The sequence below is a fragment of the Brevundimonas sp. AVps23W genome (assembly GCF_058681395.1).
Window position 1 is genome coordinate 2,354,103 of sequence record NZ_CM178738.1, and the last position, 12,481, is coordinate 2,366,583.

The 12,481-nt window shown below is 66.7% G+C and carries 11 protein-coding genes; 4 read left to right on the forward strand and 7 right to left on the reverse strand.

All coding sequences use genetic code 11. The annotated features are described in order from the left end of the window. Window positions 1-143: 143 nt before the first annotated feature. Complete coding sequence (locus ACW177_RS11445) at window positions 144-770, forward strand: TetR/AcrR family transcriptional regulator (RefSeq protein WP_492025830.1); 627 nt, start codon at window positions 144-146, stop codon at window positions 768-770. On the opposite strand, the gene ACW177_RS11450 is transcribed toward ACW177_RS11445, so the two are convergent. Genes ACW177_RS11450 through ACW177_RS11460 form a run of 3 tightly spaced genes read right to left on the reverse strand, consistent with a single transcriptional unit; the run spans window position 767 to window position 3,699 of the window. Continuing rightward, window positions 767-1,519 carry a prepilin peptidase gene (locus ACW177_RS11450; RefSeq protein WP_492025831.1) on the reverse strand — a complete coding sequence of 251 codons (753 nt, stop codon included), beginning with the start codon at window positions 1,517-1,519 and terminating at the stop codon, window positions 767-769. The genes ACW177_RS11445 and ACW177_RS11450 overlap by 4 nt on opposite strands. Window positions 1,520-1,552: 33 nt before the next feature. Continuing rightward, window positions 1,553-3,433 carry a ferrous iron transporter B gene (gene feoB, locus ACW177_RS11455; RefSeq protein ID WP_492025832.1) on the reverse strand — a complete coding sequence of 627 codons (1,881 nt, stop codon included), beginning with the start codon at window positions 3,431-3,433 and terminating at the stop codon, window positions 1,553-1,555. Continuing rightward, window positions 3,433-3,699 (reverse strand): FeoA family protein, encoded by a 267-nt coding sequence (locus ACW177_RS11460; protein WP_492025833.1) that lies wholly within the window; start codon window positions 3,697-3,699, stop codon window positions 3,433-3,435. The genes feoB and ACW177_RS11460 overlap by 1 nt, the downstream gene beginning before the upstream one ends. Window positions 3,700-3,861: 162 nt before the next feature. On the opposite strand from ACW177_RS11460, the gene ACW177_RS11465 reads away from it, so the two are divergent. Next, a complete protein-coding gene (locus tag ACW177_RS11465; RefSeq protein WP_492025834.1) occupies window positions 3,862-4,371 on the forward strand; it encodes a c-type cytochrome in 510 nt (169 codons plus the stop codon). A gap of 4 nt (window positions 4,372-4,375) precedes the next feature. Here ACW177_RS11465 and ACW177_RS11470 read toward each other — a convergent pair whose 3' ends face one another. From ACW177_RS11470 to ACW177_RS11485, 4 genes are all read right to left on the reverse strand, one after another. Continuing rightward, window positions 4,376-7,582 carry an efflux RND transporter permease subunit gene (locus tag ACW177_RS11470; RefSeq protein ID WP_492028111.1) on the reverse strand — a complete coding sequence of 1,069 codons (3,207 nt, stop codon included), beginning with the start codon at window positions 7,580-7,582 and terminating at the stop codon, window positions 4,376-4,378. Further along, the gene (locus ACW177_RS11475) at window positions 7,582-8,700 is read right to left on the reverse strand and encodes an efflux RND transporter periplasmic adaptor subunit (RefSeq protein ID WP_492025835.1); all 1,119 of its coding nucleotides are present in this window, start codon (window positions 8,698-8,700) and stop codon (window positions 7,582-7,584) included. Before ACW177_RS11475 ends, ACW177_RS11470 begins: the two co-directional genes overlap by 1 nt. 109 nt (window positions 8,701-8,809) lie before the next feature. After that, the gene (locus ACW177_RS11480) at window positions 8,810-9,565 is read right to left on the reverse strand and encodes a hypothetical protein (RefSeq protein ID WP_492025836.1); all 756 of its coding nucleotides are present in this window, start codon (window positions 9,563-9,565) and stop codon (window positions 8,810-8,812) included. Window positions 9,566-9,585: 20 nt separating this feature from the next. Then, on the reverse strand, window positions 9,586-10,350 hold the full coding sequence (locus tag ACW177_RS11485) for a class II aldolase/adducin family protein (RefSeq protein ID WP_492025837.1): 765 nt from the start codon (window positions 10,348-10,350) through the stop codon (window positions 9,586-9,588). Between the two features lie 187 nt (window positions 10,351-10,537). Between ACW177_RS11485 and ACW177_RS11490 the strand changes: the two genes are divergently transcribed. Both ACW177_RS11490 and ACW177_RS11495 read left to right on the forward strand, forming a co-directional pair. Then, entirely contained in the window at window positions 10,538-11,668 is a 1,131-nt protein-coding gene (locus ACW177_RS11490) for a DUF2336 domain-containing protein (protein ID WP_492025838.1), read from the forward strand. Window positions 11,669-11,699: 31 nt separating this feature from the next. After that, the gene (locus ACW177_RS11495) at window positions 11,700-12,470 is read left to right on the forward strand and encodes an NAD kinase (RefSeq protein WP_492025839.1); all 771 of its coding nucleotides are present in this window, start codon (window positions 11,700-11,702) and stop codon (window positions 12,468-12,470) included. Window positions 12,471-12,481: the final 11 nt, after the last annotated feature.

The following is a 12,481-nucleotide window of genomic DNA, read 5'->3' on the forward strand; positions in this document are numbered from 1 at the left end:
GAAACGACTAAATCCCGACAGCCGCTGGATTTTCCGCGACCTGTGCAATAACCTGATCCGTCTACGATACAGTTTCGCTTCCGCGTACCGAATGCGGCCGGCTCGAGGTTCTCGAGTTACCGCCTTTACCGACCATCGGGGATATGGCCGACAAGACCAACAAGCTGGGCCACAAGATCGGCGCGCGCGGGGGCCGAACCCGCCAGGCGATCCTCGACGCGACCCGGACCCTGCTGAACTCACGCCACTATGGCGAAATCCGCGTCGCCGACCTCGCCTCGGCCGCGGGCGTGTCGCCCTCCAACTTCTACACCTATTTCAAGACGGTCGAGGAACCGGTTCTGGCCCTGTGCGAGACGGCGGCGACCGACTTCCAAGGCCTGGCCGCCCACTTCCAGGCCGACTGGCCGGGCGACAAGGCCTTCGGCATAGGCCGGGCCTTCATCCTGGACGTCATGGCCATCTGGCGCGATCACGGCCAGGTTCTGCGGGTCGAGCACATGCTCGCAGACAACGGCGAGGCCGCCTTCGTTGAAAGCCGCGTCCGCCGCCTGCGTCGCCTGCACCTGGCTATTGAACGCCGCGTCGCCCAGGCCCATGCGGCAGGTCTGCACCCCAGGGACTATAATCCTCGTCTGGCCTCCTACCAGATCGCCTCGATCGCCGAGTCCACCGCCGCCAGCTTCGACCTGCTGCGCCGCGCCGACACGCCCGAGGCCATCCTGGACACAGCCGCCATCATCATCGTCAAACTGACGACGGGGCGTTAGAGCCCCAACGGCCCATACAGCCAGGTCAGCCAAATCCCGACGGCTAGAAAGACGCCGAACGGCAGCTTGTCCGTTGCACTGACCGAGCGGCGCACGACCAGCAGGCCGAACACCAGGCTGAGCCCGGCGGCCGAGGCCCACAGCAGCACGCTGGGCAGGCCGATCCATCCAACCCAGGCCCCTGCTCCGGCGAACAGGTAGGGGTCGCCCCCGCCCAGGCCGTCGCGCTTGCGGATCGCCTTGTACAGCCAGCCGACCAGCCACAAGCCGCCGAAGCCGACCACCGCCCCGATCAGATGCGATAGGGCCACGTCCCATCCCGTCAGCACGGCCGCGATCAACCCAGTCGCCGCCAGCGGCCAGGTCAGGACGTCGGGAAGCCAGAAATTCTCGCCGTCGATGATGGCGATCAACAGCAGTTGCCAGCCCAGCACGGCGGTCGCGGCGATCATCAACCACGATGCTCCGCTGGAACCCGCCCAGACGCCGACCAGCCCAGCCCCCAGTTCGATCAGCGGATAGCGCGGAGAAATGGCGACGCCACACCGGGCGCAGCGCGCGCGTAGAACCAGCCAACTGACCAGCGGGATCAGCTCCCACGGCCTCAGGGTCTGATCGCATCCCATGCACCGCGACCGAGCGACGACGATGTCTTCTTCACGCGGCAGCCGCACGCTGACCGCCGCCAGGAAGCTGCCGATGATCAAGCCCAGAAGGCCCATGACGACGGCGGCGAAGACAGGGCTCATCTGGAGGTCCGGACGGTGAAGAAGCGCCCCCGCTTAGCCGCCCCCGAGCGCCACCGCCACATGATAGGTCGCGAACGACGCCAGATAGGCCAGACCGAACATGTAGATGATCATGATCCAGGTCCATTTCCACGAGTTGGTCTCGCGCTTCACCACGCCCAGGGTCGCGACGCACTGGGGCGCGAAGATGTACCAGGCCAGGAAGGACAGGGCCGTCGCCAGCGACCATTGCGCCGACAGGGTCGAGGCCAGCAGACCCGTTGCGTTCTCGGCGTCGGCGATGGCGTAGGTGGTGCCCAGGGCCGCCACCGCGACCTCGCGCGCCGCCATGCCGGGGATCAGGGCGATGACCATCTGCCAGTTGAAGCCGATGGGCGCGAAGATCGGCTCCAGCGTCCGCCCGATCATGCCGGCGAACGAATAGTCGATGGCCGGAAGGGTCGCGTTCTCGGGCGGATAGGGGAAGGTCCCCAGCACCCAAACAATGATCACGAGCGGCAGGATGATGCGGCCCGCCCGGTTCAGAAATATCTTCGCCCGGAGCCACAGGTTGAAGCCGACACTCTTCAGATCGGGAACCTTGTAGGTGGGCAGTTCCATCATGAAGGGCTCGACCGCGCCGCGCCAGAAGACCTTGCGAATTACCAACGACACGAGAAGCGCGCTGACGATGCCGGCGGCGTAGAGGCCAAACATGACCAGCCCCTGCAAATTGGCGAAACCCCAGACCGTCTCGTTCGGGATGAAGGCGGCAATGATCAGCGTATAGACCGGGATCCGCGCCGAGCATGTCATCAGCGGCGCGACCAGAATGGTGGTCAGGCGGTCACGTTTGGAATCGATCACCCGCGCCGCCATGACGCCCGGAATAGCGCAGGCCACGCTGGACAGCAGCGGAATGAAGGCGCGGCCATGCAGGCCCGCGAAACCCATGATGCGGTCCAGCAAAAAGGCAGCCCGCGCCATGTAGCCGAAATCCTCAAGCGCGATGATGAACAGGAACAGGACCAAAATTAGCGGCAGGAAGACCAGCACGCTGCCCACGCCTGAAATTATGCCGTCCACGAGCAGGCTCTGCAGCAAGACCCCCGCGCCGCTGTCGGGGATCAAACCGGCCACAAAAGTTCCAAAAGCGACGCAAATCGCGTCGATGCCGTCAGCCACGGGCGTCGCCCAGCTAAACACCGCCTGAAACATGACGAACATTATGACCGACAGTACGATCAGACCGCCGACAGGGTGCAACAGGACGGAATCGATCCGCCCGGTCAGGGTGTCCGGCCGCTCGGGCGGGCGCACGCAGACCTTCATGATCCGCTCGGCCTCGCGGGCGGCGGTACGCAGTTCGGCGGCGTCGGGGCTGTGCCAGCTGTTCTCGCTCAGGGCGGCGGCCTCGACCTGCGCCTCGACGGCGGCGACCAGGTCGTCGATCCCGCGCTTGCGCGTCGCCACCGTGGTGATGATCGGCACGCCCAGTTCGGCGCGCAGTTGCTCCAGATCGATCCGCAACCCCTGGCGCTGGGCGATGTCGTACATGTTCAGCGCCAGCACCATCGGCCGGCCAACCGCCTTCAGTTCCAGGATCAGCCGCAGCACCAGCCGCAGATTGGTGGCGTCGGCGACGCAGACCACCACGTCCGGCGGCGTCTCTCCGGCCAGACGCCCCAGGACGGCGTCACGCGTGACTTCCTCGTCCGGGCTGCGGGCGCGCAGCGAATAGGTGCCGGGCAGGTCCAGCACCGACATGGTCCGGCCGGAAGAGGCGCGGATCAGCCCCTCCTTACGCTCCACCGTGACGCCGGCGTAGTTGGCGACCTTCTGGTGGGCGCCGGTCAGGGCGTTGAACAAGGCGGTCTTGCCGCTGTTTGGATTGCCGACCAGGGCGACGCGGGCGGTCTTCAGGGCCATGTCCATCAAGCGGCGTCCAGCTTAATCGTCAGGCTGGCGGCCTCGTGCCGGCGCAAGGCCACGCGCATGTCGTCCACCTTCATGGCGATTGGATCACGCCCGAACAGCCCTTCGTGCAACAGCTCGATCCTGGCCCCCTCGACAAAGCCCAGCTCCAGCAGCCGGCGTTCCAGCTCGACCTCGTTATCCTTGTGGTGACAGTGGCCGCCCACCTGGACGATGACGCCACGATCACCGCGTCGGGCCTGGCTCAGCTTTATTGTATCGGTCAAATCTAGGCTCGCACGAGCGGGCGCCGCCCCAACGGCTCCGCGTTTCATTGACACTGATTATCAGGCGCGCCCCCTCCCCGTCCAGCGGGACAGCTTGACCAATTGCCGCGCTGGACATTTGCCCTATCCGCCGCCCTAACCTGCCGCAAACTGGAGTCTCCGATGCGCCGCCTGTCCCTCGCCGTCCCTCTTGTTCTGGCGCTCGCAGCCTGTAGTCCTGACGCGAGTGGTGATGACACGCCCACCGTCGCCAAGGCCAAGCCCGCGCCTGGCCTCACCGAGACGGAGAAGGCCAGTCTGCTGGCCTCGCTGCCGGCGCCCTACAACGCCGGCGATCTGGCGAATGGCCGGCGTGTCTTCGCGCGCTGTCGCGCCTGCCACACCATCGGTCAGGATGGGCCGGATCTGGCGGGCCCCAACCTCTACGGCGTCTTTGGGCGCAAGGCCGGCGACCGGCCGCGCTACAACTATTCCAACACCATGCGAACGGCGACCTTCGTCTGGGACGCCCCGACCCTGGATCGCTGGCTTCAGAGCCCGCGCGGCTTCCTGCCCGGCAACAAGATGAGCTTCGCCGGCCTGCCCGACGCCGACGATCGTCGCGACGTGATCGCCTTCCTGAAGACCGAAACGGGCTATCGCCCCCCTGCGCCTACGGCGCCCACGCCCTGAAGCCTCAGCCTTCGGTGATCGGCTTGGAGCCGCCTTCACGCTGCTCGTGGGCCTCCCATTCCTCGATCTTGCGGGCGGTCCATTCCGGCGACTTGGTGAAGCGCGCCAGGACGCCATAGATCACCGGCACGACAAACAGGGTCAGCACGGTGGCGAAGATGGCGCCGGTGAAGATGACCACGCCGATGGTCTGGCGACTGCCGGCGCCCGCCCCCTGCCACAGCACCAGCGGCAGGGCGCCGAAGGCGGTGGCGATGGAGGTCATGATGATCGGCCGCAGACGCAGCGAGGCCGACTCGATGATCGCCTCGCGGATCGACCGTCCCTGGTCGCGCAGCTGGTTGGCGAACTCCACGATCAGGATGCCGTTCTTCGCCGCCACCCCGATCAGGATGATCAGGCCGATCTGGCTGTAGAGGTTCAGGCTGGACCCAGCCATCAGCAGGCCGAACAGCCCGCCCGCCGCCGCCAGCGGCACCGTCAGCATGATGACCGCCGGCGTGATCCAGCTTTCGAACTGGGCCGCCAGCACCAGGAACACCAGCAGCAAGGCCAGACCAAAGGCCGCGACGACCGCGCCGCCCGCCTCTTGCTGGTCACGCGCTGCGCCGCCCCATTGGGTGACGACGCCGCCTTGCGGCTGCTTCGCCGCCTCGGCGCTGAGGAACTGCACCGCGTCGTCGATCGTCATCCCAGGGTTCAGATCGGCCTGGAGGGAGATCGACCGCTGGCGATCCAGACGACGCCGGTCCGGCGTGTCGCCCGAAGTCTGGGTCGTCACCACCGCAGACAGAGGCACCAACTGCCCCGCGCCGGTCGCGACATAGAGGGCTTCCAGATCCGCGACTTCGCGACGGTTGTCACGATCCGTCTGCAGGATGACGTCATACTCCTGCCCGCCCTTGATATAGGTGGTGGCGGTGCGCGACCCGAACATGGTCTCCAGCGTTCGACCGATAGACTGGGACGACACGCCCAGGGCGGCCGCCTTCTGCGGATCGACATCGACCAGCAGGCGCGGCGAGTTCGGCTCATAGTTCAGACGGGGACGCGAGAAGCCTGGATTGGCCTGGGCCGCCGCCAGCATGGGCTGAAGCCAGCTGTAGATCTGCTGATAATCCGTGCCCGTGGCGATCAGTTCGACAGAGTTGGAGTTGCTGCCGCCACGCTGGAAGGCGCCGGGGGTCGAGGCGTTGACCTGGGCGTCGGTCTGCCCGCGCAGCTTGCCGTTCAGCTCCTGGGCGATCTCAGCGGCCGAGCGGTCGCGTTCAGACCAGTCGGATAGCACCAGGACCCCGTTGCCGGAGTTGAAGCTGCCGCCGCCGAAACCTGGGGCCGATACCAGATAGGAGTTCGCCTCTCCGCTCGCCTTGTAGTCGGCCAGCAGCGGCTCCAGCCCCATCATGATCTTGCGGGTATAGTCGAACCCCGCGCCCTCGGGCCCGGCGACGCGCACCGAGACCCGGCCCCGATCCTCATCCGGCACCAGCTCGTTCGGCAGGATCAGGAAAATCCCCCCCGCGCCGGCCGCGACCAGGGCGATCAGGGCGCCCACGCCGATCACCGCAATGCGCCGCCCCAGCAGCATATCCAGCGAACGGCCATAAGAGGTCTTCAGCCCATCCATCGCCCAATCGACCCGCCGCGCCAGCCAGCCGCCGCTTTGCGCCGGCTTCAGGATCTTGGACGCCAGCATCGGCGACAGGCTCAGCGCCAGGAAGGCCGAGAAGGCCACCGCCGCCGCGATAGCGGCCGCCAGTTCGACGAACAAACGCCCGACATAGCCGGGCAGGAACAGCAGCGGCGCGAACACCGACAGCAGGACGATGGTCGTCGCCACCACGGCGAAGAACACCTGTCGCGCCCCCCGCTCGGCGGCCACCAGCGGCGGCTCTCCGTGATCCAGCCGGCGCTGGATGTTCTCGACCACCACGATGGCGTCGTCGACGACCAGACCGATGGCCAGCACCAGGGCCAGCAGGGTCAGCAGGTTCAGCGAGAACCCAAGGGGCGCCAGGACGATGAAGGTCGCCAGCAAGCAGATCGGCGCCACGATGGACGGAATCAGGGCGGCCCGCAGGCTGCCCAGGAAGATGAAGTTCACCAGGGCCACCAGGGCCATAGAGATGCCGATGGTGATCCAGACCTCGTCGATGGCGTGCGAGGTGAAGACGGAGTTGTCCGACCCGATTTCCAGCGTCACGCCAGGCGGCAGGCTGGGGCGGATCTCGTCGATCATCTTGTGAACGCCGTCCGAGATGGCCAGGTCGTTCGACTGGGCCTGGCGGGTCACGGCCAGACCGATCTGGTCCATGCTGTTGCCGCGGAACAGGCGACGGTCTTCTTCGGGCGCCTCTTCGACGCGGGCGATGTCGCCCAGACGGGTCACATAGGTCGGCTGCCCCTGAATAATGGCTGCGGAGCCGCTGCCCGTGCCGGTGGCGACCGAGGCCGACGCCGACGCCGAGCCCCGCGTGCCGATGGGCAGTTGGCGGAAGTCGTCAGGCCGGGCGTAGGTGCGGGCCACGCGAACCGTATAGTCCTTGTCGGTCGATTCCAGCGATCCCGCCGGCAGTTCGACGTTCTGGTTGTTGAGGGCTGTCTCGACGTCATCGACCGTCAACCCCCGCGCGGCCATGGCGGCGGAGTCCAGCCATATCCGCATCGAATAGCGCTGCTCGCCATAGATGTTGACCTGGGCCACGCCGGGCACGGTCGCCATCCGGTCCACCAGATAGCGGTCGGCATAGTCGGTCAGTTGCAGCCGGTTCATCGTCGTCGAGCGCAGGAAGACGATGATGATGGGCTGGCTGTCGGAATCGGCCTTGGCCACCTCTGGAGAATCGGCCTGGTCCGGCAGGCGTCCAACCACCCGACTGACGCGGTCGCGCACGTCGTTGGCGGCGTCGTCGATATTTCGGTCCAGCGAGAACTCGATGTTGACGTTCGACCGGCCGTCCCGGCTGGTGGAGTTGATGCGCTCGACGCCCTGGATGCCGGCGATCTGCTGCTCGATGGGCTCGGTGATCCGGCTCTCGATGACCTCGGCCGAGGCGCCGGAATAGGTGGTGTTAACCGAAACGACCGGGGGATCCACGTCCGGCAGTTCGCGCACGGGCAGGAAGAAGAAGGCCGCCAGGCCGATAACGCACAGGACGATGGCGGCGACGGCCGCAAAGACCGGGCGCCGGACCGAAACGTCGGAAAGCATCATCGTGCTGCGCCCTGAACGCCCTGAGCACTTTGCGCGCGTCCGGCGCCAGCGATGCTGACGGGCGCGCCGGGCTGGATGCGGTTCAGGCCCGAGCCGACGATACGGTCGCCGACCTCGATACCGGACAGGATTTCGACGAAGCCGTTCTCGACCGCGCCGGTCTGGATCTCCACCCGCTGGGCCGTCGAACCGTGCGCACCTGCGGCGATGCGATAAACGAAGGCGCCTTCACCCTCGTACTGAACGGCGGCTTCCGGCGCGGCGGCCGCCCGACGCTGCCCCTGCTGCACCACGACGCGCAGCAACATGCCGGGGCGGATACGTCCGCCGGGATTGGGGAATTCGGCCCGGGCTGTAGCGGCCCGGGTGGTTTCGTTGACGCGCGTGTCAATCAGAGCGATCCGCCCCTGGAACGGCGTATCGCCATAGGCGTCTGCCGTCGCAGTGATCGAAGCGCCGGCGCGCAGGACGTTGAGGTAACGCTCAGGCAGCGGGAAATCGACGCGAATGGTCGATGTGTCGTCCAGGGTCGCGATCACCGCCCCCGGATTGATCAGGGTTCCGGGCGTCACCGTCGTCAGGCCCAGGGTGCCGGCGAAGGGCGCGCGGATGACCCGGTCGCCACGCCGCGCCTGCGCTGCGTCCAGTGATGCGCGCGCGGTCTCCAGCGCCGTCTCGGCCTGTTCCAGCAGCACCTGCGGCGAAATCCCGCGATCCGCCAGGGCCTTGTATCTCTCATATTCGCGCTGCGCCTGGGCGACGTTGGCGCGGGCCTCGATAATGTCGGCGTCTTCCTCGCGGGCCTGCAACTCGACCAGAGGCGCGCCCGCCGAGACCGTCTGCCCGTCCGTGAACAGAACCCGGGTGATCAGTTCGGTGGTCGAAGAGGTGATATTGACCGATCGCAGGCCTCGCGCGACCCCGAGAACGCGAATCTGGTCCGAGAACTGCCGCTCGGACACCGTCGCCTGGGACACCTGCTGTCCGCCCCGGCGTCCACCGCCCGGCGCGCCTGCCGCCTCTTCATCGGCGAACGTGACCTTCAGCACAGCAGCGAGAACCATCAGCCCCAGCAGCACAGCTGCAGCGACCAGGAAGAAGTGGCGTCTTATCACGCAACAGACTTTCATTCAGAGGACGCGCACGCTTAACGGCTTCTCGGCCATGCGCAAGATTACCAATTGGTAACGTCACATACGACGAATTCCGTCGCCAGGATGACGATCAAAATCTGCGCCAGATCGCCACGACCGGCCCATGGGCGATGGCCGTTTCTCGACCCGCCACCGTCTGTCGCCAGCCCGCCTGCACGCTCCAGCCGGCGAAGTCGCGCGTAACAGAGGTTTCCAGCGACAACCAACGCGCCCCGCCGTCCGCCGCCCCGCCGAACGCCTGGCCCAGGATCAGCCAATTTCGACCAATTCTGCCGCCGACAGTGGCGTCCACGCGCGTTTCATGGGGCAGGCCGTCACGCAGACGACGCGCCGCCTGCACCTCGACGAAAGACTGATCCATGCCCCAGCGCGCCCCGACGGCGCCCACTGACCGGCCGATTGAAACCCGCGCCTCCCAGTCATGTTCGCCAACGCCGGGCGCGGCATAGCCGGCGTTGCGTCCCTCGCCTGCGCGAGCGTAGCCGCCGTACAGGCTGACGGCATTGTGATCGTCGCGCCAGACCTGCCAGGTCGCGCCGACTTCGATCGGCCCTCGACCCTCGTACTCGACGAACGCATCCTCGCCCTGCTGCCAGTCGGCCTTCAGTTGAAGCGTCAGCCGATCCGTCATGCCGTATTCGGCGAACAGTCCCGCCGTCCTGTCCGTCCGATCGACGTCCAACGGCTGCGTCTCGCCTGAGGGATCAAAGCCGCTGTCGGCCCGCATGTCCTCGTATTTGATGATCGCCTGCCCCTGCCCCTTGGACTGTGTCCAGGCTCCGGCAGAGGCGGTCCCCGCCAACCCCGTAAGGGCGACCGCCAACACGGCGACCGCCCCCGCTTGACCTAGACGTCGTAACCCGGAGACTTCCGATCCAGTTGCCGCAAGGCTCCCGGCCAGGCGAGCGCGGAGATGAAGCCGATCCCCCGCCCCTGCTCCTTCGCCTCCGCCTGGGCGTGATCCGGGGCGATCAGCACATGCTCGCGCCCGCCGGCCAGGGCGGCCACCTGCTGCGCGCAGGCCCTTTCCAGGAAGAAGATCCCGATCCATGCCTGCGCCGCCGTCTCCCCGACCGCAAGCGTGCCGTGATTTCTCAACAGCATCAGCGGCTTGTCCCCCAGATCGGCCACCAGACGTTCGCGTTCGTCATGGTTCAGGGCCACTCCCTCGTACCCATGATACGCAACTTGATACTGCAGTAAACACGCGTTCTGGCTGAGAGGCAGCAGGCCGTGCTGCTGGGCCGCCACGCCCACGCCGCTGACGGTGTGCAGGTGGATCACGAACTTCGCATCCTCACGCGCCGCATGGACCGCCGAATGGATGGTGAAGCCCGCCGGATTGATGAAGTTCGTCGTGTCCTGAACGATGTTCCCGTCCAGATCGACCTTGACCAGGGAAGAGGCGGTGATCTCTTCGAAGTAGTAGCCGTAAGGATTAATCAGGAAATGATGTTCCGGCCCCGGCACGCGGGCCGAGATATGGGTGAAGATCATGTCGTCCCAGCCGTGCAACGCCACGAGGCGGTAAAGGGCGGCCAGTTCGACACGAACCTGCCACTCGGCTTCGGACACACGGGATTTCAACGCGGGACTGGCGCCATCGGCCATGGGGTTCCTCCTAGATTCAACGCGCCTCTGACGGGCTTTGCCTGACCGTCCTCCCGCATCCGCCGTCCGTCAAGCGGGCGACCGACGGCGGCGGCGTTAACCTTCGCCTTTCAGCTTCCGTTAACCGCGCCTTCACGACACGGCCCCTAATGTGCTGGGTGTGAGCTTAATGCGTCCGGGAGTCGCCGTGTCCGCTGTCCTTCGAATGCCGACATCCGCAGCGGTCGCGACCGAACTTTCCGCGACGGACCTTCTCGACCTGGCGCGCAGCAAGGCCCCTGACGACCGGCTGCGTCTGCTCTCCGGCGTCATCGGTCTTTGCGAGACCGCCGCCCCGTCCACACCCATGCCGGCCGTGCTCGGCGAGATCTTCCTGACCCTGGCGGTCCAGGCCGAACGGGACATTCGCCAGCAGCTGGCCGAACGCCTCGCCTCCGCCGATTGGGCTCCCGCCGCCCTGATCGAAATGCTGGCTCTGGACGAGATCGACATCGCCGCGCCGGTCATCGCCGCCAGTCCCGTGCTGAAGGACGCCGCCCTGATCCGCGTCCTCGTCGAGACCACGCTGGAACATCAGATCGCCGTCGCGCGCCGCCCCCACCTTTCGGGCGGGGTCGTGGACGCCATCCTGGACCAGGCCGATCCGATCACCATGACCGCCCTGGCCTCGAACCGCAGCGCCGATATCGGCGAGGCGGCGATGCACCGGCTGGTCGAACATTCGCGTCGTATCGCCGGCCTGCGCGCGCCCCTTACACGCCACCCGCGTCTTGGCCAATCTCTGGCCCATGAGCTCTATCAATGGGTCGGTCAGGCGCTGCGCCAGTCGATCGGCGAACGGTTCGAGATCGACGACCGCCTGCTGAACGCCGCCGTGCGCGCCGCCTCCGCCAAGGCCGCCCAGCATCCCACCTGGCGCCCCATCCCCAATGAACGCAGGCTCGAGGATCGCGAACGCCAGGAGATGGAGCGTCGCCTGATCGAGAAGCTGCTGGCTGCGGGACAGCTTCGCCCCGGCATACTGATCCGCGCCTTGCGAGAGCAGCGCCTCGGCCTGTTCGAACAGGCCCTGGGCCAACTCGGAAACTTCACGCCTGCCCAGGTGCGCGCCGCCGTCTATGCGCCGACCGCCGAACCCCTGTACCTCGCCTGCCTCGCCGTCGGCATGGACAAGGCGGTCTTCCCGTCCCTGTTGGCCGAGGTCAGAAAACTGGCGGACGGCCTGCCTGGCGACGGCGGTTGGACCACCACGCCGATGAACAGCCATTCGGCCGCCCGCGCCTTTCGTCAGATGATGGAAAGGACCGCGACCGTTTGACTTCGCAGTCAAGCTGGGGCTCACGTTCGGCGTGACCCAGATCCCCGCACTCGCCTTCGTCGCCAGCGACCGACCCGAAGCCCAGGCGGCGCGTCAGGCCCTGATCACGCGTTACGGCGCGGTCCCCGAGGAAGAGGCCGACGTCATCGTGGCCCTGGGCGGCGATGGCCAGATGCTGGAAACCCTGCACGGCAATCTTCGTCGCCGCACCCCCGTCTACGGTATGAACCGGGGGTCGGTCGGCTTCCTGATGAACGACTATGACGAGGACGACCTGATCGCCCGCGTCGTCGCCGCCGAACGCACCATCATTCACCCGCTCCAGATGGACGCTTGGACCGAGAGCGGCGAGGTCCACACCGGCCTGGCCATCAACGAGGTCTCCCTGCTGCGCCAGACGCGCCAGAGCGCCAAGCTGAAGATCACCGTCGACGAACGGGTGCGGCTGGAAGAACTGTCCTGCGACGGCTGTCTGGTCGCGACCCCGGCGGGCTCCACGGCCTATAATCTGTCGGCCCACGGCCCGATCATCCCCCTCGACGCCCGCATACTGGCCCTGACGCCGATCAGCGCCTTTCGGCCCCGACGCTGGCGTGGAGCCCTGCTGTCCCATGGCGCCAAGGTGCGGTTCGACGTGCTGGAAGCGGACAAGCGTCCGGTCTCCGCCACGGCCGATAATTTCGAGGTCCGACGCGTGTCGCGGGTCGAGGTGCGCGAACGGCGCGACGTCGCCCTGACCATGCTGTTCGACGCCGGCCGGTCGTTCGACGAACGGGTCATGACCGAGCAGTTCACCAACTGACACCCACCCCC